This window comes from Cetobacterium sp. NK01 (assembly GCF_024506395.1).
GTDB classification, from domain to species: domain Bacteria; phylum Fusobacteriota; class Fusobacteriia; order Fusobacteriales; family Fusobacteriaceae; genus Cetobacterium_A; species Cetobacterium_A somerae_A.
In genome coordinates this window covers 1853291-1880236 of record NZ_JANIBO010000001.1, presented here as the reverse complement: position 1 = coordinate 1880236, position 26946 = coordinate 1853291, and the positions used below count along the sequence as shown (strand labels likewise).

The following is a 26946-nucleotide window of genomic DNA, read 5'->3' as shown; positions in this document are numbered from 1 at the left end:
CAATATTTAATAATTTAATACTTAAAATTTTCTCAAATCTTTTTTATAAAACGGAAGAAACTTGTTACTAAAATAGTGCTTTTAATATTTTTTCTCCTAGGTTTCTATTTTTACCTTTGTATGGATAGCAGTGAATATGTATTGCAGGGTTAAAATTTAACTCTATTATAGCGTAATTGTCAATTGGATTTGGATTTTTTATATCCTCTATCATCATATCTACCCCGCATATCTTAGCTCCCACAGCCTTTGATGCTTTTATAGCAATTTTTTTATAAACATCTAATATATCATCAGTATAATCTAAGCTATCTCCACCTGTACTTATATTTGAATTTTCTCTTAGATATACAACTTCATCCTTTTTAGGAATATACTCTATAGTTAATCCCTGACCTTTTAAAAATAGTTTTTCTGGATCTTCTAATTTTATCTTCTCCAAAGGAGTTTTATATCCAACACCCCTTAATGGATCTAAATTTTTCTCTTCTACAAGCTCTTTTATGCTTCTCTCTCCATCTCCCCTTACATTAGCAGGAACTCTATGTAAAATCCCAACTACTTCATCTCCTATAACAAATACTCTATACTCTTTTCCTTTTACAAAGTTCTCTATGAGAATTGAGCTATCCTCTTTAAAAGCTATTTCCAATGCTTTTTCATAATCCTCTTTTGAAAACTCCTCTTTAAATATTGTAATTCCAAGTCCAAAGTTTGTAGACTTAGGTTTTATAACTATTCCAGCTTTATATTTTCTATAATCAGCCTTTGCTTCTTCAATATTAAAATAATCTCTTCCTTTAGGAACCACAATACTTTCCTTTTCTAAAACCTTCTTAGTAACAACTTTATTCTCCATGATTAACATTGTAACATATGAGTCTAAAGATGTTTTAGTCGCTTGCTTCACATACTCTATTTTCCCATTTTTTTCCAAAACTATAAAATTCTCATCTCTATCTAAAATCTCAAATTTTATTCCATTTTTTATAGCTGCTTTTAAAAGTATTTGAGTAGATAGTTCTAGATCCTCAAAACCTTTAAGAGTATATGGAGTTTTCTCTATCTCTTTTAGAAAATATTTTGCTTTGTCCATATGAAACTTTACAAACCCCTTTTGTTTTACCTCTTTTAAAACTAAATCTGAATATAATCTATTTGATAAAATCTTATTTTTTTGATACTGTAAAACCTTCTCATCCTTATTTGTAAACGCTCCTATAGCTTTTAAGTGTCTTTCTATCTCCTCTAAAATAACTATTGAATACTCTTTTGGAGAAACATTTTTATCCTCACAACAAATTAGCCTAAATTCATCTGAATTACCCTTATTAGCAAGAATCTCTTGATTTTTTAAATATCTAAAATAATCCTTTTCTTCAAAAGGTTCGTCATCTTTTAAAAATAGAAAAAGTATAAATAGATGTAAAAACTCTAAATCTACTTTTTCTATACCTATCTCTGAAAAAGGATTTAAATCTATTGATCTAAACTCTAAATATTCAATTCCAATATTTTCTAATTCTAACAATATCTCTTTAGGATTTTTTGTTTTTAACCTAATTGGACTATAATACTCTTTTGCACTTGAAATACTCTCTTTTTCTATTAATCTTTCTAAACTTTCAACATATTTATCTACACTTTCATAATTTACAAAAAAATCTTTTTCATTTCTATAACCACAGCTACCATTTCTAAAAGAAACTAAATCTTCAAAGTAGTATGTATCCTCTGTAAATTTTTTCATTTTGTCTATACATTTTTGAAGATATGTCTCATGAATAACAGGACTTGCACCTAATAGATATATAATCATCCAACCATATTTAAAATAATTTCTAGATATTTTTAAATAAATATTATTTTTAAACTCTTTAAATGATGTTTTCTCCTTAGATAACTCATATAACTCCTTTAAAAATTCATCGTCAAAAGAAAAATTAAAATGTATTCCTGATAAAAGTTGTTTTTTTCTACCATATTTTAATGCTAACTTTTCTCTATATTTCTCTAACTCTTTATTTTGAGGAAACTTTCCAAGGGGAATTAACTCTTCAGATGGTAATATTGGAGGTACACTTTGAGACCATAAATACTCATCTTTTAAATTCGTTACGACTATCTCATGAATATTTTTTAAAAAATCATAGGCTTTTTCTACACTGCTTTCTATAGGAGTAATCATCTCAATTTGACTTTCAGAAAAGTCTACTGTTATATATGGATTTTTTATTTTATCTCCAAAAATTTCAGGATGATTAGTTAATGCTAACTCTCCCTTTTCATTTACTCTTAAACTCTCCTTTTCAATACCAAATCTTCCTTTTTTTATATCTAAACCTAAACTGTTTTCTTTTATAATTTTTTCCATTGTATTCATTTTTTATCAACTCCCTCATTTAAATATTTTTTAAAAATCAATGGTGATAAAACTCCTTTTAATACGCTTGATAATGATATACTTATCCAAACTCCATTTAATCCAAAATATTCATCCCTTGATAATATTAATGCCATTGGAATTCTCAAAGAGGTAAAAATTATACTTATTATAGATGGTATCTTAGGCTTACCAATCCCACTAAAAGCTCCATTTGTTATAATTTCATAACACATAAATAGTTGAGATAGTCCAATTATTCTCATATAATTTATGGCTATCTTAACTGTTTCTGGCTTTTGTACAAATATCTCTACTAAATAATGAGGAAAAATAATAAACAATACTGTTGTTACAACTCCAATCCCTGTACAAAGGTACATTGCAGTTTGATATCCTTCTTTTATTCTTTTTTCCAGATTTGCTCCATAGTTTTGTCCTATAAAACTTGAAACTGCTCCCTGAAGTCCCCCTATTGTCATGAAAGTTATAGACTCAATTTGAAGTCCTATCTTTTGAGCTGCTATGGCATCTGGTCCCCACTGAGATATAATTTTTGCAATAGCTATCCCAAATCCAGTAAACAATACTCTTTGAAGAGCAATAGGAGTCCCTAAAGACATCATCTCTTTCATCTTGCTCCAACTTTTAGATATATAACTTTCAACTTTAAAGTAATCTTTCGATTTTTTTACAAATAAATATGTGTTAACTCCCTCTGCTAGAACTGTAGCTATAGCTGCTCCTGCCACTCCCCAGTCAAATACAAAAATAAATATAGGATCTAAAATTATATTTAAAATAACTCCTACACTACTTATTTTAAAAGGTAGTTTACTTTCTCCATAACTGTTTAAAATTCTTGTGTATAAAAAGTTAAAAAACTTAAAAATTAATCCTATTCCACCTATAATTAAGTATATTTGAGCCATTTTTTCAACTTCATTCTCTAAGTTAAAAAACCTTACTAAATTTTTTGAAAAAATTATAATTGGAAGAATAAAAGATACTGCCATTAAAAAGTTTAACGTACATGATGCCTTTATATACTCTTTGGTATTTTCAATATCCTTTGCTCCTATTACATGAGAAATCTTTATTCCAGCTCCTATTACAATCATTGAGTTAATTGCATAGCCCAAATTTATAAAAAAGCTAGCTGTTCCAACTGCTGCTACAGCATTACTTCCAATTCTTCCTACCCAAAACATATCCACTAATCCATACACCATTTGTAAAAAAGAGGATCCCATAATTGGAAAAGCTAAAGAAAGTAATATTTTTCTTATATCACCTTTTGTTAAATCTATTTTTTTCATAACATCTCCTAACTATATTAGTTTTTTCTAATATAGTTTTAACACTTTTTTAAAACTTTGTCAAATTTAAAACTTTTCCAACTATTTTATCAGTCTAAAGTGTATAAGTGTTAGAAAATTATAAAAATAATTAATCCCTTAAAAAAAAGGCCTCTAAATTTTAGGGGCCTTTCTCCTTTTCAAATAATTTTCTAAAATATGTTCGTGGATACTTTCTACAATATCGTTAAAATTAAGGATATTTATAATTTTTACCTCTTCTTTTAAACTCGGTTCATCACTCAGTATTAAATCAAAATTATTTTCGTAAAACTCTTTATCTATTTTATAAAAAAACGATGGTTCTATTTTGAACTCATAGTCTTTAAAATATTTTTTTAACTCTTGTGTTAAATAATCGTCATTTAATATAGTTATCTCATTAAAAAGTAAAACTATTTTTTTAAATGTTTTTTTATTAGTTTCTATAATAACTTTTTTTATTATTTGAGATATCATAACTTTATCACTAAAATACATATTCATATTATTCTTTTCTAAAACATCATCTAAAATATTTAAAATCATAGTATCTATTCTTTTTAAATCTATTTTTTTTACTTTAAGTATTTTTCCTTCATATTTAAAAATTGAATAACATATTTTTTTTAACAACATTCTTTCAAAAACACTTTCTATTTCATATATATCAAATGCTTCTTTTATCTTTGGAAGAATATCTTTAGCTTTTCCTAAGGTTACTGGTTCAAATGGTACATCATTATTTAAACTATTTGCTAAAAAATAAAAAACTTGCTCTCTATATCTACAATCAAAATCTTTCAAATATTTTTCTAAACTCTCTTTTAATTTAATATGTTTACTGTAATCTCTATCTAACTTTAACTCTATCTCTTTAAAAAGCTTAATACAAATATTTAAAGCACATAAAAAAGCAATTAAAAAACTGCTTGAAGAGATTTTGTTCTCTTTAAAAATTTTACTCAATGCAATTATTAGTACCTTACTATTGTAACCTTTTAAAAATTCATCTAAAAGATTTATTCTATTTAAAGAGAACTCTTTTTTGAAAAAATACTTTACTAATGTTTTAAAAAAAATCTGTAAATCTTTTGGGGATAGATGTGTTAACTCCATACCTTTTCCGTAAATATATCTATATTTTGAGTCATTGTCACTTAAATTTTTCTTTATATTTGTAAAAATTCTAAATATCGAACTTCTAGATAGATCTAGCTTTTCTCTCTCCTCTTCTAAATTTATAAATCTATCATGAATAAACTTTATATATATGTACTCATATATCTCCTCTGAAGTCATCATCATTTTCTTATTAAAAAGTTCCTCTTCTTCCTTTTTTGATAAAGACATAATACACTTATTATTTTTTAGCTCTATTTTAGGGTAGTTTTCCTCTTCTAAAAAGTCATTTATTTGTTTTATTCCTTTGCTTATAGAGTTTTTCTCTAAGTTCAAATACATAGATAATTCATCTATTGTAAAGGTATCTTGTGCTAAAAGCATCAATATATTAATACTTGTTTCATTCATTACTCTCCCCCCTACTGCTAAAAAAAAATCATATACACTCTATTCAAATAATACCTTCTAGTAAGATTTCAATAAAATATATATGATTAAATACATTTGGTGCCTGAGGGGGGACTCGAACCCCCAAGGTGCAAACACCGGCGGATTTTGAGTCCGCTACGTCTACCAATTCCGTCACTCAGGCCTTTCGTTGTTATTTTATACCAATTAGAGAGCTTTGTCAATAAGTTTTATTTTTTTTTAAAAGGAATTCCCCACTTTTATAAGTAAATATCTTAAAGTTTAATAGTTTAAATTTTTAAAAATTCCAAGGAGGTAACTTATATGCTTAAAAGATTTATCTTTTTATCTGTTTTAGTCTCTGCTTTAGTTGGTTGTGCTAACAATGGAATGTACAACACTCCAAGAGTTAGAGATGGAGCCTTAGGAGGAGCAGCAGTTGGAGCTATCGCTGGTCAACTTATTGGTAGAAATACCGCTGGTACTCTAATCGGAGCTGGAATTGGTGCTCTTGCAGGAGCAGCTATCGGTCACGAAAGAGATGAACGAGCTTTTAGAAACTATTATAGAAATAGATATTAATTAGGAGGTTTTTAATGAAAAAGATACTTTTATTTTTATTTGCTTTAACTCTTTCTACTGGTCTTTTAGCTAATAGTGATAATTATAATTTTCCTAAATTAAAAGAAAAAATGGAGAAAGATGGATATAAGTTAGAATATGTAAAAAAAGATGAAGGATTTAACTTTAAAAAAGGGGACTCTCATGTTGAAGTTACTGACTATAAAACATATGCTAATTTAAATGACGCAATAGCTAACTCTATAAATCTATTGGAAGAAAAAGGATTTAAACTAGTAACTAAAGAGTGTGATTTTGGAAATGGTGTTTTAGTTTTCACTAATCCTACTATTAAAGATTACGCTTTTGTTCTTTCTGCAAACTATAAAAATAATATTATGTTAAATACAGGAGGATCTCCTAAAGACGTTGAATTTTCTGTAAAAACTTTACAAGAAACTTTAAAACCAACTAAAAAATAAAAAAATATTTTTATTTTTTTCTTGACATATTAAAAATTTAGCAGTACTATTATAAAATATAAAACAAAAAAATTAAAGGAGGAAGATATGTCCCTACTGTTCGTTGTTTTAAACTCATTACATCATCATCATAGATATTAGAGTTTGTTCCTGTGAATTTTTCATAGATACAGACTCTTGTTGTGTTTCAAACTTGAGTCTGTATCTATGATGACAACGAAAAAGATAAACATATTTTCTTTTTAAGCCATCTAGATACATTCTAGATGGCTTTTTTGTTTTCAAATAACTTTTATTTAGGAGGATTTTTATGAAAAAAATATTTAATTTTTTACTTTTAACTTTTATTATATTCTCAACATCTTTTGCCAAAGATAACTCTTTAAAAGATATTCAAAATAAAAAAGAGATTATTATTGGTCTTGATGATACTTTTGCACCTATGGGATTTAGAGATGAGCAGGGGAAAATAATTGGATTTGATATTGATTTAGCCAATGAAGTTGCTGAAAGAATGGGTGTTAAAGCTACTTTTAAGCCTTGTGAGTGGGATGGTATTATCTTTGATTTAAGAAGTAAAAAAATAGATTTAATTTGGAATGGTCTTACAATAACTCCTCAAAGAGAGAAACAGATTCTATTCTCTACTCCATATTTTGACGATGATCAAATTGTCATTGTTAAAGATCCAAGCATTAAATCTTTTGAAGATCTAAAGGGAAAAAATATTGGTGTTCAACTTGGAAGCGCTTCATATTTTGCTTTTGAAAACTCATCTTTAGCTAAAAAAACAGATAAAGTTAATAAATACTCTACAAATGTTGAAGCTCTTTTAGATTTAGAGGCTGGAAGAACTGATGCTGTTGTTATAGATGCAGTTATTGGTAAATACTACACTTCTAAAAAAGGTGGATTTATTATCTTAAATGAAGTTTTAGATAAACAACAGATGGGTGTTGGTATAAGAAAGCAGGATTTAGCACTAAAAAATGAAATTGATAAGACTTTAGCCAATATGAAAGCTGATGGTTCATTTAATAAAATATACCAAAAATGGTTTGGTAACAACTAATATATTATTTTAAGGAAGGATTATTTATGGAAAACAACTTATTTTACATACTACAAGGATTAACTTTAACTTTAAAACTTTACTTTTTTACTTTAATTTTATCTCTACCTTTAGGAATTTTACTTTCTCTTGGAAGAGTTTCAAAAATAAAAACAATAAATTTAGCTATTCAAATATATACTTGGATTTTTAGAGGGACACCTCTTCTATTACAACTTTTCTTTGTTTATTACGGTCTACCTGTATTTGGAATTGTTTTAGAACCTTTTCACGCAGCACTTATAACTTTTACCATTAATTATGCTGCTTATATCTCTGAAATTTTTAGAGGAAGTATTTTAGGAGTAGACATTGGACAATTTGAAGCTGCTAAAGTTTTAGGTTATAGTTATTGGCAAACTATGTTTAAAATAATTCTTCCTCAAAGTTTAATTACAGCTCTTCCTGCTCTTTCTAATGAAGCTATAGCTCTAATTAAAGATACCTCTTTAGTTTCTGCCATTGGTATGGCTGAAATTTTAAGAAACTCCAAAGAGATTGTTACAAGAGAGTTCACTATAACTCCTTTTATTATATGTGCCGCTATTTATTTAGGGCTATCAACTATTATTATTTTAGTTTTAAAAAATATTGAAAAAAGGGTGAATATATAATGGCTATAAAAGTTAAAAATTTAAACAAATCTTTTGGAGAAAACAGTGTTTTTAACAATTTAAATTTAGAGATTGAAAAAGGAGAGGTTGTATCTATTATTGGTCCTTCTGGAAAGGGGAAATCAACATTTTTAAGATGCTTAATCGGTCTTGAAGAGTTCACTTCTGGAGAGATTATATGTAACAGAAAAAAAATGGGGATGGTTTTTCAAAACTTCAATCTTTTTCCAAATAAAACAGTATTAGAAAATATAACTGAACCACTTATATTAGTGGATAAAATTGAAAAAGCTATAGCTATTGAAAAAGCTAAAAAACTTTTAGAAAGAGTTGGGTTATCTGATAAAAAAAATACCTATCCTAAATATCTTTCAGGTGGTCAAAAGCAAAGAGTTGCTATCGCTCGTGCTTTGGCAAAAGATCCTGAAGTTTTACTCTTTGATGAACCCACTTCAGCTTTAGATCCTTTTATGACTGAAGAGGTTTTAAAAGTTATAGAAGAGCTAAAGGATAATAGAGATATAACTATGGTTATAGTAAGTCATGAGATGGATTTTGTTAATAAAATATCAACTAGAATAATTGAGTTTTAATATAGATAAAAGAGCGTATAAATTAACTTATACGCTCTTTCTATATTATTTATTCAATCTTTTTGCTAACTCTTGAACAGCATATGAAGCTACATCGTCTGCATATGTTCCAGTTCCAAATCCAGCATCATATCCCAACTCTTTAGCCAGTTCATGTGTGATTCTAGCTCCTCCACAAATTACTAACATCTTATCTCTTAATCCCTCTGCCTCTAACATCTCAATAAGTTCAATTAAGTTTTTAATATGAACATCCTTTTGAGTAACTGTTTGAGAAACTAAAAGTACATCAGCACCTATTTCAATAGCTTTAGCTATAAAGTCCTCATTTAAAACCTGACTTCCCATATTTAAAGCCTCTATCATCTCATATCTTTCTAATCCGTAGTGTCCTGCATAACCTTTCATGTTCATTACAGCATCTATTCCAACTGTATGAGCATCTGTTCCTGTACTTGCACCTAACACCACTATTTTTCTTCCAATATTTTCTTTTACAAACTTATCAGTTTCTTCCATTGACCAAGTTGTTGATTCAACTTTTGGAACGTAGATAGACTCATAGTCAACTGTATGAGTACAATTTCCATAACAGTTAAAGAATGTAAATCCATCTGTTAACTCTTTAAAGTATGAAACTTGTGGATTTTCAAATCCCATTTTCTTCATAAGCTGTTTAGCTGCTTCTACTCCCTCTGCTCCTGCTGGAACTGGTAAAGTAAATGAAAGTTGAGTTTTCCCATCATTCATTGTATCTCCATATGGTTTAACTGCTTTTAAATCTAGCGTTGTATCAAATGTTCTTTCTTCCATTGAATATAATCCACCACTCATTACTTAACCCCTCCTAACATTTTTGGAATAAACAGATTCATATAGCTAGATCCTTTTTCCACAACTCCAGCTAATCCTTTTCCACCTGTTCTACTTCTTTTTATATCTGCAAAAGTTCCCTTTTCTAGTGAATTAAATAGTCCATCTTCAACCATTTTCTCAAGTAGTTCTACTGATTCATCTAAAACAAGCTGAGCTCTTTTTTGAATTATTCCATCTGCTTTAAACTCTATTTCAGATCCAAAATCTCTCATATTATTAAATATGTATCTTGCATTTTCTATTGATAAGTATCTATCTGACATAAATGGTGTATGGATAGCCTCTGTCATCATTCCTAGCAGTTGAAGTCCTTGTCCTGTCATTATTGCAACTTGGTTAAATAGTGCGTCTTGAATGTGTCCTTTAAATATATTTCCTGTCATAAACTTTGTAGGTGGCATATATTTTAATGGTGCCTTAGGGAAAATCTCTCTAGTCATCTGTGCTTGTGCTAACTCTAGTAAGAATCCATTTTCTAATTCTGGATCCATTTCAAATGCATGTCCTAATCCCATCTGCTCTTCAGGAAGACCTGCCATAAATGCTAACTGCTCATTTATTAGATCTGATGCTAAAACTGTATGTGCATTTTCCACTGCATCAGCTGTTGTTAAGTAGTTATCCTCTCCTGTATTTATTATAACTCCTGCAAATCCATTTATTACTCTTGAGAAGAACTGGTCAACTAATGTTCTTTGCATATTTATATCTCTAAATAGTATTCCATATAATGCGTCATTTAACATTACATCAAGTCTTTCTAAAGCTCCCATAGCTGCAATCTCTGGCATACAAAGTCCTGAACAGTAGTTACAAAGTCTTATGTATCTTCCAACCTCTTCTCCAACTTCATCTAAAGCTTTTCTCATAATTCTAAAGTTTTCTTGAGTTGCAAAAGTTCCTCCAAATCCCTCTGTTGTAGCTCCGTAAGGAACATAGTCTAATAAACTTTGTCCTGTTGTTCTAATAACAGCTATTATATCTGCTCCTTGTCTTGCTGCTGCTTGAGCTTGAATAACATCTTCATATATGTTTCCTGTTGCTACTATTACATATAAGTAAGGTTTTGGTCCCTCTCCAATAGTTGTTAAATACTTCTCTCTTTGCTCTCTATTTGACTTAATTCTATCTACAACTTTATTTACAACTGGTTCTACAGCTTTTTGAACCTCATCTTTGCTATGCTGTTTAATCTTAGTTAAATCTAACTCTCCTGAACTTACTTTTTCAGCTATCTCTTGAGGAGATAACCCTGTTTCTAGCATAGCATTTCCTACAAAGTACATTACTCCTTCAGATAAAACACCCTTATCCTTTAAGTGGTCTACTACAATATTTGGTAATGGTACCTCATCGCAATCTACTCCATCTATCTCTAGTAATCTACAAATTGTTCTTTCAACTGCAACAGTTGTATATGAATCCACGAACTTTTGTACATCCACCGCTATATCTTTAGCTAATCCTCTAGCTTTATCAACTTTATTAAAATCTAACCCTAACTTACTTTTAAACATCAACATCCTCCTTATAAATACTTATATGCGTTATTTATAATATCCTCATCTATTTTTAATAGTTTCCCTATTGTTAATGCTTCCTCTGGAACACTATCATCATCTACTTCAATTAGAGAGTAATCTATATAATCCTCTATATTTTTATAACTTACACCCTCTTCTAACTCATCTTTTCTAATTCCAGCCACTCTAAGTTTTACTACTTCTTCTCCAACTTGATCATAATGAGTTGTTATTACAGACTCTATAAAATAATTATTAAGAATAGTTATTACACTTTTTAAAAGTGCTCTTCCCTCTTGTGGATTAGTTGTTCTAGCTAATTCATCTATTAAAACCAGAGGTCTAACCCCTTTTTTAATCTTTTTAACTATTCTATCTATCTCTAGCATCTCTCCTGCAAAAGATGATAACCCCTCTTCTAAAGATTGGGTATCTCCTATAGATAAGCAGATTTCATCAACAAGTTGTATCATCCCTTTTATAGCTGGAATATAAAACCCCATTTGAGCCATATTTTGTACCAACCCTAAAGTTTTTAATGTTAAGGTTTTCCCAGACATGTTAGCTCCTGTTATAACAGTAACACCATTATGTAATGTAATGTCTACCTTTTGATAACTTTTCTCTTTCTCTTCTAAAATTTTTAAAACCTTTGGATTAAAAATACCTTTAAGCTCAGTTTTTTCTCCAAAAACAGGTCTTACTAAATTAAGCTTTTTAGCTTGATGAGCTTTAGCTAAAACTATGTCTAAATAACCCAATCTTTTTATAGAACTTTTTAAAACTTGATTATAGTTTGATAATTTCCTACTAATAACCTTTCTTACATCATCTTCCAACTGCATCTCAGTTTCATACAATGTTTCATCTTTAGTTTCTTTTATGGCTTTTCTAACCTCAGACAGTTCTATGGAGTAGGAACTATATATATGAAAACTTGCTATTCTAAGTTTATCTGGATCCAATATATCAATTACTTTTTCCAAATTTTGAGGGGCTAAAAATTTATACTCCTCTCTCAAAATTTCATATATCTCTTGGGAGATCATGGAAAAAATTTTAATCTCAAAAAGTTCAATATCATCTAATATATATCCATTAGATAATCTATTTACAATGCTCTCTATATCTTTTAGTACTGATAATTTTCTTTTTATTGTAGTATATATTTTAGGATTTTTTTCTAAAAGAGAGATTACAGAGTGTAGATTTTCATACTCTTTTTCCAATTCAACTGGATCTTTTGAAAACTCCACTTTTTTTAAACTCTTTCGTCCTAACTTACTAACTATATCTAAGGTATCAATTATATAATCAAAGCCTATCTTCTCAAAATTCATAACCTTCCTCCCTTAGATTAACAACTGGTACATCTGTGAACTCCTCTATAGCTTTTATTAATTCTTTAGAATCTAATATATGCCCTGTTGGTGCTACAGGATTTATTGTTATTGCAACTAACTCTGTTTTTAATAATACTTTTAGTGTTCCACCTTTTCGCATAAACCTATTTAGTATCTCTCCTGAAACAAATATTTTTGTAAAATCTTTAACTACAATCTCTATGTTTTCTAAAAAACTCTGCTTTGTTAATCCCTCTATAAATCTCTCTGTTAAAACCCCTGTTATATAAAGAGTGCATTTTTCTTGAAAAATATTCTCTTCTAACTGAGAAAAATTTAAAATAGACTTTATAGGAAGTTTATTTATAATCTCCTTTTCCCACAAAATTTTATATATACCATCTTCTAAGTCTATTATTTTTTCTTTTTTTGACTGAGATATATTTTCCAATTGAAGAAGATTTATAATGTGCTTTGTCTTTTTTATAATCTCTTTACTATTAATAGAAACTGCCGCTCCAGTAGATAAAACTATCCCTTCTGTAATAATAGGAGACCCTACACTTAAACGTGATAGGGCCCCATCTACTAAAACACTGTCTACATCTTTTTTTAGAACTTCATCAATAATCTCTTTTACCCAAGTTCCATTAGATGGTCCAGACAGTAAAACTTTTCCCTCTCCTAGGGCTCTTGCTGTTACAAGGCGCCCTAGAGCAGTGGATTTTTCACTAACATCTAAAATTTCAGCTTGAAATCTCTTTTTTATATAGTGTTTTTCACTAGTTACAAAAATCATCCCTTCATAGATTGTTATTTCAGGCTTTGACGTCTCTGTCACTATATCAACAGTTTCTCCATCTATACCTATAGAGGTTACTGCTGCTGCTACTCCTTCATTTTTCAATCTTTTTAAGATATAATTCATAGTTTCTGTCTTACCAACGTTCTTTTCTAGTCCTATAGTTGCTATACTTTTATATTTTTTTATATCTTTTATAAAGGGCATGATTCTCTCCTTTCAAGCTTTCTATATATTAATGAGCGTTTCTTTGTTTTCTATCAAGTTGTCTTGGCTCTAAAGTCTCTTCACATCCACTCATAAGTCCTGCTACTCCAACTTGTTTTCTCTTTGTTTCCCCTTTACAAACATCACATTCACAAGTATTCTCATAGTTTGTAGGTTGAGTATATGTTGTGATTACTCCCTCAAAGTTTCTAAGTACAACTTTATCTGGAGATTGAGATATTATGTAGTTTGGCATAACTGGAGTTTTTCCTCCTCCACCTGGAGCATCTACAACAAATGTAGGTACTGCATATCCTGATGTATGACCTCTTAATCCTTCGATTATTTCAATTCCTTTAGATACAGGTGTTCTAAAGTGCTCAATTCCCATTGATAAGTCACATTGATAGATGTAGTATGGTCTAACTCTCATTTTAACTAAGTTATGAACTAAATCTTTCATTATATGTACACAGTCGTTTACTCCTTTTAATAAAACCGATTGATTTCCTAAAGGAACTCCTGCATCTGCTAACATGTTACAAGCTTTGATAGCTTCTGGAGTGATCTCCTTAGAGTGATTAAAGTGAGTATTTAACCAGATCGGGTGATATTTTTTTAACATATTACATAGCTCTGGAGTGATTCTTTGTGGCATAACAACTGGAGTTCTAGATCCAATTCTTACAATTTCAACATGTGGAATCTCTCTTAATTTGCTGATAATATGCTCTAAGTTATCATCAGATAAAAGTAACGGATCTCCTCCTGAAAGTAATACGTCTCTAACTTGAGGTGTATTTCTTATATACTCAATAGCTTTTTCAATTCTCTCCATTGGTAAAGCGTGATCTGTTTGTCCTGCAAATCTTCTTCTTGTGCAGTGTCTACAGTACATTGAACACATATCTGTCACTAGAAGTAATACTCTATCTGGATATCTGTGAGTAAGTCCTGGAACAGGTGAATCTCCATCTTCATGAAGTGGATCTAATTGATCTGCTGCTGACTTATGTAACTCATTTATAGATGGTACTGCTTGCATTCTCACAGGACACTTAGGATCGTTAGGATCCATTATACTTAAATAGTATGGAGTAATTCCCATTCTAATAGTTTCTAATGATTTTTTAATTCCCTCTTTCTCTTTATCTGTTAATGTCATTAAGCTTTCTAATTGATCTAAAGTTTCTATTCTATTTCTAACTTGCCATTTCCAATCATTCCACTGCTCGTCTGTTACGTTAAATCTCTCTCTCAAATTCATCATCGATAAACTCCTCCAAATTTTCTATTGAAACCTTTTTATTTTTAACAAATTTTTAATTACTATTAATTAAACGTATAATTTTTCAAATAACTCTCTAATTGCTTTAGATTCTCTTATGATCTCTAAAGTTAAATTAGCATGCCCTTTTGTATATCCATTTCCAACTATCATAGTTACGTCTTTTCCTACACCCTCTGCTCCTAAAGCAGCTTTTGTAAATGATGTAGCCATAGAGAAGAAGTAAACTACTCCATCATCTTTTGTTATTAATATAGATGACATCTCTGTTCCAGGAACATTTACGTTATTTATTACAACATCACATAACTCCCCATTTGTGATTTCATTTATTTTATTATAGATCTCTACTGGCTTTGTTGCGTCTCCTACTAATACAACATGAGCAAGTCCTAAATCTCTTATTCTTTGTGCATTTGCTTCTGAATATTCAAACACAATAACTTTTCCAGTTTTTCCTACATTTTTCATAGCTTGATAACAGCAAAGGATTCCAGATTTTCCTCCTCCACCAATGATACAAACTGTGTCTCCCTCTTTAACTAGCTTCTCAACTTGAGCAGGTGCTCCAGCTACGTCTAACGCTGCAAGTGCTAACTTCTCAGGAACGTCATTTGGTAAAACTGCATATATCCCACTTTCAAATAAAATCGCTTTAGCTTTTACATCTACTTGGTCATTTGATATATTTATTTTTTTAATCTCCTCTATCTTTAAAGGCGTTAATGAAAGAGAAACTAAAGTTGCTATTTTATCTCCTACTTTTAAGTTTTTATCAGGGAAATCTGGTCCTATTTTTTCAATAGTTCCAATTAACATCCCTCCTGAACCTGTTACAGGGTTTTGCATTTTCCCTCTCTCTGCAACTATTTTTTCAATCATCTCTGCCATTTTTTTCTCATCTTTATTACATGCTTCTTTAATTTGTGTAAAACTTGCTGAATCGATATTTAGAGTTTGTACATCTATTAATACCTCATTTGACATAATCTCCATATCATTAGATATTTTTAATGCTCCTTGTGGTAATGATCCAACAGGCTCTATTACTCTATGTGTTCCAAATTTGCATCCCTTTTTCATAATATCCTCCTTAATTTAAACCTAATATTTTTCTTGCCTCAGTTGGATTTGCTATCTCTCTTCCAAACTCCTTTGCAAGTCTTACAACTTTTTCAACTAACTCACCATTATTTTTTGCTAATACACCTTTTTCAATATATATATTGTCTTCAAATCCAACTCTTACGTGACCTCCTGATATTATAGAAGCCGCCGCAAGAGTGAATTCAAATCTTCCAATCCCAGCAACTGAATATGTAGAACCACAAGGTATGCTCTCTTTTAAAAATATGAAATCTCTTAAATCTCCAGAAATTCCACCATTTACTCCCATTACAAAACTAAAGTGAATCGGCTCCTTAATAAACCCTTTTTTGCATAATCTAATTGCCATGTCTATCATCGATTTATCAAAAACTTCAACCTCTGGCTTAACACCCAAATCTATCATCTTTTTTCCAAACTCTTTTATCATATTTTCAGTGTTTACAAAAATCTCGTCGCCACCAAAGTTCAATGTTCCACAATCTAATGTTGCCATCTCTGGCTTTAAATCAACTGGCTCTAATCTCTCAGCTGATGTCATCCCCACTGACCCACCAGTAGATGGTTGAACTATAACATCTGGACATCTTTCCTTTATAGCTTTTATACACTCATCATATCTTTCTTTTCTTTGAGTTGGAGTTCCATCGTCCTCTCTAACGTGAAGATGGATAACACTCGCCCCCGCTTTGTATGCGCTATACGCTTCATTTGCTATCTCTTCTACTGTATATGGTACAGCTGGATTGTGTTCTTTTGTCACTTCAGCACCACAAATTGCTGCTGTTATTATTAACTTTTCCATAGTCTACCCCTTTCTTTGAACAGCCTTTGGAACTACACAAGTACCAACTGCTTTACACACTACAATAGGTTCTTCTAAAAAATCTGCTGCTGAATCACAAATATCTGGTCTTGGTATTATTACTTTTCTTGCTTCAAAGCTCATAGCTCTTGAAGTGTTTCCAACTTTTGTAATCTCTCCTATAACCTCTAAATAATCTCCAGCATAAACAGGAGCCATAAACTCTACCTCACTATAAGCCTTGAATAAACCTTCATCCCCATCATGCTTTATAAGTAGCTCTGTTGCTACGTCTCCAAATAACTGTAAAATTCTTGCTCCGTCTACTAAATTTCCACCATAATGAGCATCTGCTGAACTCATTCTTAATCTTATCATTGATTTTGTCATAACTCCTATCTCTCCTTCACATATTTTTTATTATGCTAACTCTTCTGTTTCTGTTGCCACTTCAACTTCTTCGTTTTGTCCCGCTAACTGTACAGCTGGCTCTGATGGTAAAGCAAATCTTGGTACAAATCTATCTAGTCCTGTTAAAGTTAATATTAATATACTTCCCACTGCTATGTATGCCATAAAGTTAAACTTTATAATACTCATAGCTGTGAATGAAGCCAATGGATAAACTGCATTTGCTATTCCTAAGTAGAATCCAATGTAAACGTGCCATGGAATTAATTGAGATCCAAAAACTCCTAGTGCATCACTAAATGTTGCATTTCTAAGTCTTAATGTCTCTATATCTTGTGGACTTCCTTTTACATTTTTTTCAACTAACTCTTTAATGATTGGTCCTATTGTTACGATTTGTGCCATCTCATCTGCCAATGCCGCATTTCCTAAAACTGATAAAACACCGTTGTAAAACATAAGTTGTCTAACATTTCCAGAAATCTTTTTAATAAGAATCGATACCGGTCTAAAGGCATCCATTATTTTCATTATTCCACCAAATGCCGCAACCCACATCATCATTACGATAACCCAAGATCCTGCTCCTTCAAATCCAGTGTAGATTAGATCTAAAAACGCTGATGGACTTTCAACAGTTCCAGCAAAAGTTCCACATATAAAAGATGCAAAAATTCCAAGGAATAAACATAATAGTGTATTTACTCCTTTAAATGCTGAAACTAAAACTAGAATTAGAGGAATAACCATATAATAAGGCACTCCACTTTTAACTTGATTAAGTAATGCTACCGCACTCTCTCTTTTCTCTGCTAGAGCGGCCCAAGCTGATTCAGGTATCTGATTTATAGCCTCAACTGGACTTCCAATCTCCGTTGGTAATCCCATAGCAACACTCACTACATAGAAAGTTATTACTGCACACACAAGTACTAACCCTGACCAAACACCTTGGTGTCTTATTCTTTTAACAACTTCAACTCTTTGAATTCCAGAACTTACTATTGTTGTATCTGATATAAGACCTATATTATCTCCAAAGCATGCTCCTCCAGCTATTGCTGCTAAAGTTAAGAACATGTTTCCTTGAACTATATGGTTTAGCCATAAGAATATTGGTGCACACGCTGCAAATGTTCCCCAGCTTGTTCCCGTTGCTATTGATAGAATAGATGTTACTATAACTCCTACCACTGCAACTGTTCTAGCTGTTAACCCAAATCCTAAAGCTATGTTAATTATAGAAGCTCCAACTCCTGTTGACATAAAAGCTTCCGCCATTGCATAGGCCATCATTAGGATAAAAAAGGCTATTTGCATCTCTCTTGCATTTTTAATACAGGCATCTATAATATCACTTATTTTTTTCTTTGCCACAAGTGATGCCACAAGTGCTGCATATACTGTTGCTATTGGTGCTGCTAATAATGCATCATACCCACTCATCATTAGTCCTGCCAAAACTAAAACTGGACTAAGCTTTATTATCGCCGTTACCGTTCCCATATTTTCCTCCTAGAATGTTTATTTTCTCATAAAATTTTCAGTAGGATGTAAGTGAGTGCTTACTTTAGTTTTGTCATTAGCTATATATACCTCACGTTTTTTTTTAAGTCAATAGTATTTTTAAATTATTTTCATTTTTTTAGTTTTATTTCAGTACTATAACTTCCTATTACAGACACTTTTCGCATATAAAAAAAATTTAAAAAAAATAAAAAAAATTTGACAAATTTAAGTTTCATGAGGTAATAAGGGTCTCGTTAAGTATTTTTTAACTACAATTTAGTTAGCAAGGAGGAAAAAAATGGTATTTAAAAATCTTTTAACTGAGATTCACGGTAAAGTCTGTATAGTTAAAATCAACAGACCTGAATCTTTAAACGCACTAAATGAAGAAACTTACAAAGAGATTCATCAATGCTTTTCTCAGTTAGAAAAAAATGATGAAATTGATGTTATCCTACTTACTGGGGAAGGACGTTCTTTCGTTGCTGGAGCAGACATCTCTTTTATGAGAGATTTAAGCACAAAAGAAGCTAAAGACTTTGGTATCTTAGGAACTAACGCCTTTAACGCAGTGGAAAACATCAATAAAGTTGTTATTGCTGTTATAAACGGATTTGCTTTAGGGGGAGGTTGCGAACTTGCTATGTCTTGTGATATTAGAATAGCTTCTGATAAAGCTAAACTTGGTCAACCTGAGGTTACTCTTGGTATAACTCCTGGTTCTGGAGGAACTCAAAGACTTCCTAGATTAGTTGGTCTAGCTAAGGCTAAAGAGCTAATCTTTACAGGAAATATTATAGATGCTCATGAAGCTAAAGCTATTGGATTAGTTAACCAAGTAATCGAGCACGATAAACTTATGGAATATGCACTAAATATGGCAAATAAAATTAGCTCTAATGCTAGATTAGCTGTTCAATATTCAAAAGAAGCTATAAACAAAGGAATTCAAGTGGACGAAACTACATCTATGTTCATTGAAAGTAGTTTATTTGGTCTTTGCTTCTCAACAGAAGATCAAAAAGAGGGAATGACTGCATTTTTAGAAAAAAGAAAAGCAAACTTTATTAACAAATAAATTATACAGAAGTTATAAGGAGGAAAAATGAAAGTATTTATTGTTGGTGCTGGAGTTATGGCGAGCGGGATTGCTCAAGTTTTTGCAACTGGTGGGCATGATGTTTTAATGACAGATATTTGTGCTGAAGCTCTTGAAAAAGCTAAAAAAGGATTTGTTAAAAGTTTAAGTAAGTTAGTTGAAAAAGAAAAGATCACAGAGGACAGAAAAAATGAGATTTTAGCAAAGATCCATACAACTTCAAATATTGAAGATGCTAAAGATGCAGATTTAGTTATTGAAGCTGTATCTGAAAGAATGAATATTAAAAAAGAGCTATTTTCTAACTTAGATGGAATCTGTTCTGAGAAAGCTATATTTGCTACTAATACATCTTCTCTTTCTATAACTGAGATTGCATGTGCTACAAAACATCCTGAAAGAGTAATAGGAATGCACTTCTTCAATCCTGCTCCTGTTATGAAACTTATTGAAATTATAAAGGGATACACTACAAGCCAAGAGGTTTATGAAACTATTTTAAAACTTTCTAAGGAACTTGGAAAAGAGCCTGTTTTATGTGAAGAAGCTCCTGGATTTGTTGTAAATAGAATTTTAATTCCTATGATTAACGAAGCTATTGGAATTTTAGCTGATGGTGTTGCCACTGCTGAAGATATTGATAATGCTATGAAGTATGGTGCTAATCATCCTATTGGACCATTGGCTTTAGGAGATTTAGTTGGACTTGACGTTGTTTTAGCAATTATGGATGTTTTAGCTACAGAGTTTGGTGATCCAAAATATAGAGCGCATTCACTTTTAAAGAAAATGGTTAGAGCTGGAAAACTTGGAAGAAAAACTGGAGAAGGATTCTATAAATATTAATAAAAAAACAAAGAGAAAACCTGCTTTCATTGGTTTTCTCTTTTTTATCTCTCTTTATTTTGTTTTTTTATACTGATTAATCGAATTCTGATAAAATTTAATTTTTTCACTTAAAAAATGCCCATCCCTTTCCCCTGTGAATTTCCCTTGCGTTAAAATTTTTAAAAGAAAACTTCCCATTACACTACTTAACATATCATTTACAAAGCTCTCTGGAGAATAATGAACTTTATTTTCATAAAAAACTCCTATAAAATGATCCACTAAATAGTTTTTAAAATCAATTGTTCTTAAAAACTTTTGATTTTCACTGTCTGAAAGCTTTAATTGAAGTCTAAAAATAACTTCATGCTGGTGTAAAAAGTTTTGATAGAGTAGCATACTCTTTGCTATATCTTGCTCTAATTCCCCCGTTAGACTCTCATGTAGAGATCGAATAATTTTACTTTCCTCTACAAATTTATTTATTATCTCTTCTAAAACTCTATTTTTCGTTCCAAATAATCTAAAAATAGTTACTTCATTACACTCTGCTTCCTTGGCAATACGTTTTGTTGAAACTTTATCAAACCCCTCTTCTGAAAAGAGTCTTTGTGCACAATCTAAAATCTTATCCCGTGTTTTCATCATTCCTCCAATTCTGCCCATATTTTTAAATGTTATCCCAATATATACCTCACTTTTGACTCTTTTGTCAAATATTTTTTTACAAAATAAAAAAAAATTTTTATTTTTTAAACCTCTCTCTAATTATGTGTTTATAACACCTTTTTTATGTTCGAAAAAAATATTTTTTATTTCACTATTGACATTTAGTTTCCGTATGAGGTATATATTCATACTGAAAATAGGCAAGTATGTACTTGCTAACTTAAACAAAGGAGTGAAGTTATGAAAAAATTGGTCTCTGTTGATTTTGCAGCATCACTTATTAAAGACGGTTCATCTCTTATGACTGGAGGGTTTTTAAAGTGTGGTTCTCCTAAAGAGGTTATTGAAAAGTTATTGGAAAATGGTACAAAAGATTTAACTCTTATTGCCAACGATACAAGTTTTCCAGATTTTGAAAGAGGAAAACTAGTGGTAAATAAAAGAATTAAAAAAGCCATCGTTTCTCACATTGGAACTAATCCTGAAACTGGTAAACAAATGCACAGTGGAGAGATGGAGGTTGAGCTAGTTCCTCAAGGAACTTTAGCAGAAAGAATTAGAGCTGCTGGAGCTGGTCTTGGTGGTATTTTAACTCCTACTGGTGTTGGAACTGTTGTTCAGGAAGGAAAAGAAGTTATTGAAATAGATGGAAAAAAATATCTTCTTGAAAAGCCATTAAAAGCTGATGTAGCACTTATTTATGGTACAAAAGTAGACTCTCTTGGAAATGTATCTTTCCACGGTTCAACTAGAAACTTTAATACTATAATGGCTACTGCTGCTGATACAGTAATTGTTGAAGCTGAAGAGATTATAGATGGATATTTAGATCCTAACGAAGTAGTTATTCCAGGTATATTTGTGGATTATATCGTTAAGGGAGGAAGATAAATGGAACTTACTAAAGAAAAAATTAGAGAGATTATTGCTAGAAGAGTAGCAAAAGAGTTTGAAGATGGAGATGTTGTTAACTTAGGAATTGGACTACCAACTGAAGTAGCTAACTACATCCCTAAAGATATATATGTTGCACTACAATCTGAAAATGGTCTAATTGGTATGGGGCCTACACCTTGTGAAGCTGAAGAGGATTGTAGAATATCTAATGCAGGTGGATCATTAGTAACTATTGCTCCTGGAGGTTGCTTCTTTGATAGCTTCACATCATTTGGAATAATTCGTGGTGGACATGTGGATGCAACTGTTTTAGGTGCTTTACAAGTTGATGAAAAAGGAAACTTAGCTAACTGGATGGTTCCTGGGAAAATGGTTCCTGGAATGGGAGGAGCTATGGATTTAGTTGTAGGAGCTAAAAAGGTTATTATCGCTATGGAACATACAGCTAAGGGAGCTCCAAAGATCTTAAAAAACTGTACTTTACCACTTACTGCAGCTAATGAAGTTAATCTGATTGTTACAGAAAAGGGAGTTATGGAAGTAACTGACAAAGGTATTGTTTTAAAAGAGCTTAGCCCATACTCTTCAATTGAAGATATAAAAAATTCTACTGAAGCAGAATTAATCATCAGCGAAAATTTAAAAATTATGGAAGTATAAAATTACTAGGAGGTTTTTAAATAAATGGAAAAAATCTATATTGTAGCTGCAAAAAGAACTCCCATTGGATCTTTTTTAGGTTCTTTAAACAAAGTATCTCCAAGTCATTTAGCTGGAGAAGTTATAAAAAATATTCTTGAAGAAACTAAAGTTGATCCTAATAACTTGGATGAAGTAATTGTTGGAAATGTTTTATCTGCTGGTCATGCTCAAGGGGTTGGAAGACAATCAGCTGTTAGAGGAGGAGTTCCTTACTCAGTTCCAGCTTACTCTTTAAATATTATCTGTGGAAGTGGAATGAAGGCTGTTATGTCAGCATATCAAATTATAAAATCTGGTGAAGCTTCTCTTATTTTAGCAGGTGGAACTGAATCTATGTCACAAGCTCCACATCTACTTAACCATAACATTAGAACAGGAATTAAAATGGGAGACTCTTTAGCTAAAGATCATATGATTTTAGATGCTTTAACAGATGCTTTCCATGGAGTTCACATGGGAATAACTGCTGAAAATATCGCTGAAAAGCACAATATCTCTAGAGAAGCACAAGATCAGTTCTCTATAGAATCTCAACAAAAAGCAATTGCTGCAATTGATAGTGGACGTTTCAAAGATGAAATTGTTCCTATTGAAGTAAAAGATAGAAAAGAAACAATAGTTGTTGATACAGATGAATATCCAAATAGAAAAACATCTTTAGAAAAGCTTTCTCAACTTAGACCGGCATTTAAAAAAGATGGTTCTGTTACAGCTGGAAATGCTTCTGGTATAAATGATGGAGCTGCAATTTTACTTATAGCTTCTGAATCAGCTGTTAAAAAATATAACTTAACTCCTTTAGTTGAAATTGTTGGAGTTGGACAAGGAGGAGTTGATCCTTTAGTTATGGGACTTGGACCTGTTCCAGCTATAAAAAATGTTTTAGATAAAACTGGAATGAAATTAGAAGATATGGATATCTTAGAACTTAATGAAGCTTTTGCAGTTCAGTCTCTTGGAGTTATGAAAGAGCTTTGCGAAATGTACTCAATAGATCCTACTTGGTTTAATGATAAAACTAATGTAAATGGTGGAGCAATCGCTTTAGGACACCCTGTTGGTGCTAGTGGAGCTAGAATACTAACTACTCTTGTACATGAAATGAAAAAAAGAAAATCTGAATATGGTTTAGCAAGTCTTTGTATCGGTGGAGGAATGGGGACTGCAATAATAGTAAAAAATGTTCAATAAAATATATTAGGAGGAAATAAATGGATTTTACATTAACTAAATCGCAAGAACTTTTTAAGCAAATGATAACGGCTTTTGCTGAAAATGAAGTTAAACCTCTTGCTGCTGAAATTGATGAGGAAGAGAGATTCCCTGTTGAAACTGTTGAAAAAATGAGTAAAACTGGTCTTATGGGAATTGTTATTCCTACTCAGTACGGTGGTGCTGGTGGAGACCAAATTATGTATACTATGGCTGTTGAAGAGCTTTCAAAAGTTTGTGGTACTACTGGAGTTATCCTTTCTGCTCATACTTCTTTAGGAGTTGCTCCTATTTTAGAGTTTGGAACTGAGGAGCAAAAGCAAAAGTATCTTCCTAAAATGGCTTCTGGTGAATGGATTGGTGCTTTTGGTTTAACTGAACCAAACGCTGGTACTGACGCTGCTGGACAACAAACTACTGCTTGGTTTGATGAAAAAACTAATGAGTGGGTATTAAATGGTTCTAAAATATTTATAACAAACGCTGGATATGCTCACGTTTATATTATATTTGCTATGACTGATAAATCAGCTGGTTTAAAAGGTATCTCAACTTTCATAGTTGAAGGTGATACTCCTGGATTCTCTGTAGGTAAAAAAGAGAAAAAACTTGGAATTAAAGGTTCTGCAACTTGTGAGTTAATCTTTGAAGATTGTAGAATTCCAAAGGAAAATTTAATTGGTGCTTTAGGAAAAGGTTTTAAAATTGCTATGATGACTCTTGATGGTGGAAGAATTGGAATTGCTGCTCAAGCTCTTGGAATTGCTGGTGGAGCTTTAGATGAAACTATTAAATATGTAAAAGAGAGAAAACAGTTTGGAAGATCTCTTTCTCAATTCCAAAATACACAGTTCCAAATTGCTGATATGTATGCAAAAGTTGAAGCTTCAAAACACCTAGTTTACAAAGCTGCTTGGAAAAAATCTAGAAAAGAGAACTACTCAGTTGATGCTGCTACTGCAAAGCTATTTGCTGCTGAAACAGCTATGGATGTAACTACAAAAGCTGTTCAACTTCACGGAGGATACGGATATACAAGAGAGTATCCTGTTGAGAGAATGATGAGAGACGCTAAGATTACTGAGATTTATGAGGGAACTTCAGAAGTTCAAAGAATGGTTATTGCAGGATCATTACTAAAGTAAATTGGGAGGATTAAACAGAATGAAAATAGTTGTATGTATAAAACAAGTACCTGATACTACAGAGATTAGATTAGATCCTGTTAAAGGAACTCTTATTAGAGATGGAGTACCTAGTATCATAAATCCAGATGATAAAGGTGGATTAGAAGAAGCATTAAGATTAAAAGATGAGTTTGGAGCGCACGTTACTGCTATAACAATGGGACCTCCTCAAGCTGATTCAGCTTTAAGAGAAGCTATTGCTATGGGAGTAGATAGAGCGATACTTTTAACTGATAGAAAATTTGCAGGAGCTGATACACTTGCTACATCTCACGCGATATCAGCAGCTTTAAAAGAGTTAGATTATGATCTTATTATCGCAGGAAGACAAGCTATTGATGGAGATACTGCACAAGTTGGTCCACAGATTGCTGAGTTTTTAAACCTTCCACAAATTACGTATGTAAATGATATTAAGTTTGATGGAAAAGATACATTTGAAGTAAAAAGAGCTACTGAAGAAGGATATATGTTACTTCAAGTTCAAAAGCCTTGTTTAATGACAATCTTAGCTGAAGCAAACAAACCTAGATACATGAACGTTAAAAACATTGTAGAAGCCTTCAATAAAGAGGTTGAGGTTTGGGGAGTAGATAGATTATCTGATGTAGATGAGGAGAAATTAGGACTTAAAGGTTCTCCAACAAAGGTTAAGAAATCGTTCACTAAAGGTGTTAAAGCAGCTGGACAACTTTATGAAGTTGACCCTCAAGAAGCAGCAAAAATCATCATTGAAAAATTAAAGGAAAAATTTATAATCTAAAATTTTAAAGAAGGAGAATGTCATGAATTTAAATGAATATAGAGGGATCCTTGTTTTTGCTGAGCAAAGAGAGGGAGTACTACAAAATGTTGGATTAGAGTTAATCGGTAAAGGAAAAGAGTTAGCTAAATCTCTTGATGAGAAAGTTACTGCTGTACTTTTAGGATATAATATTCAAAATTTAGCTAAAGAGTTAGTTGCTTACGGTGCTGATGAAGTTGTTGTTGTAGATTCTAAAGAGTTAGCAATCTATGATACAGAAGCTTACACGCAAGCGTTTTCAGCAGTTATTAATGAGAAAAAACCTGAAATTGTATTAATTGGAGCGACTACACTTGGAAGAGACTTAGGACCTAGAATCTCATCTAGAATTGAAACAGGGCTTACAGCTGACTGTACAATGTTAGAGATTGGAGAAAATAGAGAGTTTCTAATGACAAGACCAGCTTTTGGTGGAAACTTAATGGCTACTATCATCTGTCCTGATCATAGACCTCAAATGTCTACGGTTAGACCTGGAGTTATGACAAGATTATCAAGAGATGAGAAAAGAGATGGAAAAATTATAGATTTTAAAGTTAACTTTGACCACTCAAAAATGAAAGTAAAAGTTTTAAATATAATAAAAGAAGCAAAAGCAAAAGTGGACATTACAGAAGCTAAGATCTTAGTTTCAGGAGGAAGAGGAGTTGGAGCTCAAGGTGGATTTGACAACTTAGAACTTCTTGCAAATGAACTTGGTGGAGTAGCAGCAGCTTCTAGAGCGTTAGTTGATGCTGGAATAGTAAGTCATGACAGACAAGTTGGACAAACAGGAAAAACAGTTAGACCAGATGTATACTTTGCATTTGGAATCTCTGGAGCAATACAGCACTTAGCTGGAATGGAAGAATCAGAGTACATAATAGCTATAAATAAAGATAAAGGAGCACCTATTTTTGGAGTAGCAGATTTAGGATTAGTAACTGATTTAGGAAAAACAGCAACTTACTTAGTTGACGAGATTAGAAAAGCAAAAGCTGAAAAATAAATCTTAACAGTTACTACTTTAAAGCAAAGGATAGTTGATATCCTTTGCTTTTTTAAATAAGATACTGGAGGTAT

General features: G+C 31.5%; 27 protein-coding genes and 1 tRNA gene. 13 read left to right on the top strand and 15 right to left on the bottom strand.

Features of this window, described 5'->3' with window-relative positions; all coding sequences use genetic code 11:
• Window positions 1-67: 67 nt before the first annotated feature.
• The 4 genes from gshAB to NON08_RS09075 all read right to left on the bottom strand — a co-directional run bounded on the left by gshAB (window position 68) and on the right by NON08_RS09075 (window position 5437).
• The gene (gene gshAB, locus NON08_RS09090; protein ID WP_256691163.1) at window positions 68-2383 is read right to left on the bottom strand and encodes a bifunctional glutamate--cysteine ligase GshA/glutathione synthetase GshB; all 2316 of its coding nucleotides are present in this window, start codon (window positions 2381-2383) and stop codon (window positions 68-70) included.
• A complete protein-coding gene (locus tag NON08_RS09085; RefSeq protein WP_256691162.1) occupies window positions 2380-3702 on the bottom strand; it encodes an MATE family efflux transporter in 1323 nt (440 codons plus the stop codon). The genes gshAB and NON08_RS09085 overlap by 4 nt, the downstream gene beginning before the upstream one ends.
• A 153-nt stretch (window positions 3703-3855) precedes the next feature.
• Window positions 3856-5253: a hypothetical protein gene (locus NON08_RS09080; RefSeq protein ID WP_256691161.1), complete on the bottom strand. Its 1398-nt coding sequence runs from the start codon at window positions 5251-5253 to the stop codon at window positions 3856-3858.
• A gap of 97 nt (window positions 5254-5350) precedes the next feature.
• Window positions 5351-5437: transfer RNA gene (locus NON08_RS09075), tRNA-Leu, on the bottom strand.
• A gap of 140 nt (window positions 5438-5577) precedes the next feature.
• Between NON08_RS09075 and NON08_RS09070 the strand changes: the two genes are divergently transcribed.
• Entirely contained in the window at window positions 5578-5835 is a 258-nt protein-coding gene (locus NON08_RS09070) for a glycine zipper domain-containing protein (RefSeq protein ID WP_256691160.1), read from the top strand.
• A gap of 14 nt (window positions 5836-5849) precedes the next feature.
• Window positions 5850-6296: a hypothetical protein gene (locus NON08_RS09065; protein WP_256691159.1), complete on the top strand. Its 447-nt coding sequence runs from the start codon at window positions 5850-5852 to the stop codon at window positions 6294-6296.
• A gap of 117 nt (window positions 6297-6413) precedes the next feature.
• Here NON08_RS09065 and NON08_RS09060 read toward each other — a convergent pair whose 3' ends face one another.
• On the bottom strand, window positions 6414-6581 hold the full coding sequence (locus NON08_RS09060; protein ID WP_256691158.1) for a hypothetical protein: 168 nt from the start codon (window positions 6579-6581) through the stop codon (window positions 6414-6416).
• A 25-nt stretch (window positions 6582-6606) separates the two neighbouring features.
• On the opposite strand from NON08_RS09060, the gene NON08_RS09055 reads away from it, so the two are divergent.
• The 3 genes from NON08_RS09055 to NON08_RS09045 are packed head-to-tail and all read left to right on the top strand — an operon-like array spanning window position 6607 to window position 8614.
• A complete protein-coding gene (locus NON08_RS09055; RefSeq protein ID WP_256691157.1) occupies window positions 6607-7368 on the top strand; it encodes an amino acid ABC transporter substrate-binding protein in 762 nt (253 codons plus the stop codon).
• Window positions 7369-7394: 26 nt separating this feature from the next.
• On the top strand, window positions 7395-8021 hold the full coding sequence (locus NON08_RS09050) for an amino acid ABC transporter permease (protein ID WP_256691156.1): 627 nt from the start codon (window positions 7395-7397) through the stop codon (window positions 8019-8021).
• Complete coding sequence (locus NON08_RS09045; RefSeq protein ID WP_256691155.1) at window positions 8021-8614, top strand: amino acid ABC transporter ATP-binding protein; 594 nt, start codon at window positions 8021-8023, stop codon at window positions 8612-8614. Before NON08_RS09050 ends, NON08_RS09045 begins: the two co-directional genes overlap by 1 nt.
• A gap of 45 nt (window positions 8615-8659) precedes the next feature.
• Here NON08_RS09045 and NON08_RS09040 read toward each other — a convergent pair whose 3' ends face one another.
• From NON08_RS09040 to NON08_RS09000, 9 genes are all read right to left on the bottom strand, one after another.
• Window positions 8660-9448 (bottom strand): OAM dimerization domain-containing protein, encoded by a 789-nt coding sequence (locus tag NON08_RS09040; RefSeq protein ID WP_023051624.1) that lies wholly within the window; start codon window positions 9446-9448, stop codon window positions 8660-8662.
• Window positions 9448-11007: a lysine 5,6-aminomutase subunit alpha gene (locus tag NON08_RS09035; RefSeq protein WP_256691154.1), complete on the bottom strand. Its 1560-nt coding sequence runs from the start codon at window positions 11005-11007 to the stop codon at window positions 9448-9450. Before NON08_RS09035 ends, NON08_RS09040 begins: the two co-directional genes overlap by 1 nt.
• Before the next feature lie 11 nt (window positions 11008-11018).
• Window positions 11019-12353, bottom strand: a complete 1335-nt coding sequence (locus tag NON08_RS09030; protein WP_256691153.1) for a MutS-related protein — start codon at window positions 12351-12353, stop codon at window positions 11019-11021.
• Window positions 12343-13365: a hypothetical protein gene (locus tag NON08_RS09025; RefSeq protein ID WP_256691151.1), complete on the bottom strand. Its 1023-nt coding sequence runs from the start codon at window positions 13363-13365 to the stop codon at window positions 12343-12345. Before NON08_RS09025 ends, NON08_RS09030 begins: the two co-directional genes overlap by 11 nt.
• A gap of 28 nt (window positions 13366-13393) precedes the next feature.
• Window positions 13394-14635 (bottom strand): lysine 2,3-aminomutase, encoded by a 1242-nt coding sequence (ablA, locus tag NON08_RS09020; protein ID WP_256691148.1) that lies wholly within the window; start codon window positions 14633-14635, stop codon window positions 13394-13396.
• Window positions 14636-14701: 66 nt separating this feature from the next.
• Window positions 14702-15736, bottom strand: a complete 1035-nt coding sequence (locus tag NON08_RS09015) for an L-erythro-3,5-diaminohexanoate dehydrogenase (RefSeq protein WP_256691147.1) — start codon at window positions 15734-15736, stop codon at window positions 14702-14704.
• Window positions 15737-15746: 10 nt separating this feature from the next.
• Window positions 15747-16565: a 3-keto-5-aminohexanoate cleavage protein gene (locus NON08_RS09010; RefSeq protein WP_256691146.1), complete on the bottom strand. Its 819-nt coding sequence runs from the start codon at window positions 16563-16565 to the stop codon at window positions 15747-15749.
• 3 nt (window positions 16566-16568) lie between these two features.
• Window positions 16569-16955 (bottom strand): hotdog domain-containing protein, encoded by a 387-nt coding sequence (locus NON08_RS09005; RefSeq protein ID WP_256691145.1) that lies wholly within the window; start codon window positions 16953-16955, stop codon window positions 16569-16571.
• Between the two features lie 30 nt (window positions 16956-16985).
• Window positions 16986-18482: a Na+/H+ antiporter NhaC family protein gene (locus tag NON08_RS09000; protein ID WP_256691143.1), complete on the bottom strand. Its 1497-nt coding sequence runs from the start codon at window positions 18480-18482 to the stop codon at window positions 16986-16988.
• A gap of 301 nt (window positions 18483-18783) precedes the next feature.
• Here NON08_RS09000 and NON08_RS08995 point away from each other — a divergent pair, with 301 nt between their 5' ends.
• Window positions 18784-19563 (top strand): enoyl-CoA hydratase-related protein, encoded by a 780-nt coding sequence (locus tag NON08_RS08995; RefSeq protein ID WP_256691142.1) that lies wholly within the window; start codon window positions 18784-18786, stop codon window positions 19561-19563.
• Window positions 19564-19590: 27 nt separating this feature from the next.
• Window positions 19591-20430, top strand: a complete 840-nt coding sequence (locus NON08_RS08990) for a 3-hydroxybutyryl-CoA dehydrogenase (RefSeq protein ID WP_256691141.1) — start codon at window positions 19591-19593, stop codon at window positions 20428-20430.
• A 54-nt stretch (window positions 20431-20484) separates the two neighbouring features.
• Here the strand turns inward: NON08_RS08990 and NON08_RS08985 are convergent, their stop codons facing one another.
• Entirely contained in the window at window positions 20485-21057 is a 573-nt protein-coding gene (locus NON08_RS08985; protein WP_256691140.1) for a TetR/AcrR family transcriptional regulator, read from the bottom strand.
• A 264-nt stretch (window positions 21058-21321) separates the two neighbouring features.
• On the opposite strand from NON08_RS08985, the gene NON08_RS08980 reads away from it, so the two are divergent.
• The 6 genes from NON08_RS08980 to NON08_RS08955 are packed head-to-tail and all read left to right on the top strand — an operon-like array spanning window position 21322 to window position 26872.
• On the top strand, window positions 21322-21972 hold the full coding sequence (locus NON08_RS08980; RefSeq protein ID WP_256691139.1) for a CoA transferase subunit A: 651 nt from the start codon (window positions 21322-21324) through the stop codon (window positions 21970-21972).
• A complete protein-coding gene (locus NON08_RS08975; protein WP_256691138.1) occupies window positions 21973-22638 on the top strand; it encodes a 3-oxoacid CoA-transferase subunit B in 666 nt (221 codons plus the stop codon).
• 24 nt (window positions 22639-22662) lie between these two features.
• Window positions 22663-23871, top strand: coding sequence for an acetyl-CoA C-acetyltransferase (locus NON08_RS08970; RefSeq protein ID WP_256691137.1), 1209 nt, complete (start codon window positions 22663-22665; stop codon window positions 23869-23871).
• Between the two features lie 20 nt (window positions 23872-23891).
• Window positions 23892-25037: an acyl-CoA dehydrogenase gene (locus NON08_RS08965; protein WP_256691136.1), complete on the top strand. Its 1146-nt coding sequence runs from the start codon at window positions 23892-23894 to the stop codon at window positions 25035-25037.
• 19 nt (window positions 25038-25056) lie between these two features.
• Complete coding sequence (locus tag NON08_RS08960; RefSeq protein WP_256691135.1) at window positions 25057-25842, top strand: electron transfer flavoprotein subunit beta/FixA family protein; 786 nt, start codon at window positions 25057-25059, stop codon at window positions 25840-25842.
• Window positions 25843-25864: 22 nt separating this feature from the next.
• On the top strand, window positions 25865-26872 hold the full coding sequence (locus NON08_RS08955) for an electron transfer flavoprotein subunit alpha/FixB family protein (protein WP_256691134.1): 1008 nt from the start codon (window positions 25865-25867) through the stop codon (window positions 26870-26872).
• The last annotated feature ends 74 nt before the right edge of the window (window positions 26873-26946 follow it).

What these genes read in the sequence shown, in the direction of transcription:
- NON08_RS09030 (WP_256691153.1), bottom strand. Translation starts at nt 12,353, where the DNA reads ATGAATTTTGAGAAGATAGGCTTTGATTATATAATTGATACCTTAGAT.
- NON08_RS08965 (WP_256691136.1), top strand. Translation starts at nt 23,892, where the DNA reads ATGGATTTTACATTAACTAAATCGCAAGAACTTTTTAAGCAAATGATA.
- NON08_RS09065 (WP_256691159.1), top strand. Translation starts at nt 5,850, where the DNA reads ATGAAAAAGATACTTTTATTTTTATTTGCTTTAACTCTTTCTACTGGT.
- NON08_RS09025 (WP_256691151.1), bottom strand. Translation starts at nt 13,365, where the DNA reads ATGCCCTTTATAAAAGATATAAAAAAATATAAAAGTATAGCAACTATA.
- NON08_RS09000 (WP_256691143.1), bottom strand. Translation starts at nt 18,482, where the DNA reads ATGGGAACGGTAACGGCGATAATAAAGCTTAGTCCAGTTTTAGTTTTG.
- NON08_RS09010 (WP_256691146.1), bottom strand. Translation starts at nt 16,565, where the DNA reads ATGGAAAAGTTAATAATAACAGCAGCAATTTGTGGTGCTGAAGTGACA.
- NON08_RS09045 (WP_256691155.1), top strand. Translation starts at nt 8,021, where the DNA reads ATGGCTATAAAAGTTAAAAATTTAAACAAATCTTTTGGAGAAAACAGT.
- NON08_RS09085 (WP_256691162.1), bottom strand. Translation starts at nt 3,702, where the DNA reads ATGAAAAAAATAGATTTAACAAAAGGTGATATAAGAAAAATATTACTT.
- gshAB (WP_256691163.1), bottom strand. Translation starts at nt 2,383, where the DNA reads ATGAATACAATGGAAAAAATTATAAAAGAAAACAGTTTAGGTTTAGAT.
- NON08_RS09070 (WP_256691160.1), top strand. Translation starts at nt 5,578, where the DNA reads ATGCTTAAAAGATTTATCTTTTTATCTGTTTTAGTCTCTGCTTTAGTT.
- ablA (WP_256691148.1), bottom strand. Translation starts at nt 14,635, where the DNA reads ATGATGAATTTGAGAGAGAGATTTAACGTAACAGACGAGCAGTGGAAT.
- NON08_RS09035 (WP_256691154.1), bottom strand. Translation starts at nt 11,007, where the DNA reads ATGTTTAAAAGTAAGTTAGGGTTAGATTTTAATAAAGTTGATAAAGCT.
- NON08_RS09050 (WP_256691156.1), top strand. Translation starts at nt 7,395, where the DNA reads ATGGAAAACAACTTATTTTACATACTACAAGGATTAACTTTAACTTTA.
- NON08_RS09055 (WP_256691157.1), top strand. Translation starts at nt 6,607, where the DNA reads ATGAAAAAAATATTTAATTTTTTACTTTTAACTTTTATTATATTCTCA.
- NON08_RS08995 (WP_256691142.1), top strand. Translation starts at nt 18,784, where the DNA reads ATGGTATTTAAAAATCTTTTAACTGAGATTCACGGTAAAGTCTGTATA.
- NON08_RS09080 (WP_256691161.1), bottom strand. Translation starts at nt 5,253, where the DNA reads ATGAATGAAACAAGTATTAATATATTGATGCTTTTAGCACAAGATACC.
- NON08_RS08990 (WP_256691141.1), top strand. Translation starts at nt 19,591, where the DNA reads ATGAAAGTATTTATTGTTGGTGCTGGAGTTATGGCGAGCGGGATTGCT.
- NON08_RS08955 (WP_256691134.1), top strand. Translation starts at nt 25,865, where the DNA reads ATGAATTTAAATGAATATAGAGGGATCCTTGTTTTTGCTGAGCAAAGA.
- NON08_RS08960 (WP_256691135.1), top strand. Translation starts at nt 25,057, where the DNA reads ATGAAAATAGTTGTATGTATAAAACAAGTACCTGATACTACAGAGATT.
- NON08_RS09015 (WP_256691147.1), bottom strand. Translation starts at nt 15,736, where the DNA reads ATGAAAAAGGGATGCAAATTTGGAACACATAGAGTAATAGAGCCTGTT.
- NON08_RS08970 (WP_256691137.1), top strand. Translation starts at nt 22,663, where the DNA reads ATGGAAAAAATCTATATTGTAGCTGCAAAAAGAACTCCCATTGGATCT.
- NON08_RS09040 (WP_023051624.1), bottom strand. Translation starts at nt 9,448, where the DNA reads ATGAGTGGTGGATTATATTCAATGGAAGAAAGAACATTTGATACAACG.
- NON08_RS08985 (WP_256691140.1), bottom strand. Translation starts at nt 21,057, where the DNA reads ATGAAAACACGGGATAAGATTTTAGATTGTGCACAAAGACTCTTTTCA.
- NON08_RS09005 (WP_256691145.1), bottom strand. Translation starts at nt 16,955, where the DNA reads ATGACAAAATCAATGATAAGATTAAGAATGAGTTCAGCAGATGCTCAT.
- NON08_RS08975 (WP_256691138.1), top strand. Translation starts at nt 21,973, where the DNA reads ATGGAACTTACTAAAGAAAAAATTAGAGAGATTATTGCTAGAAGAGTA.
- NON08_RS08980 (WP_256691139.1), top strand. Translation starts at nt 21,322, where the DNA reads ATGAAAAAATTGGTCTCTGTTGATTTTGCAGCATCACTTATTAAAGAC.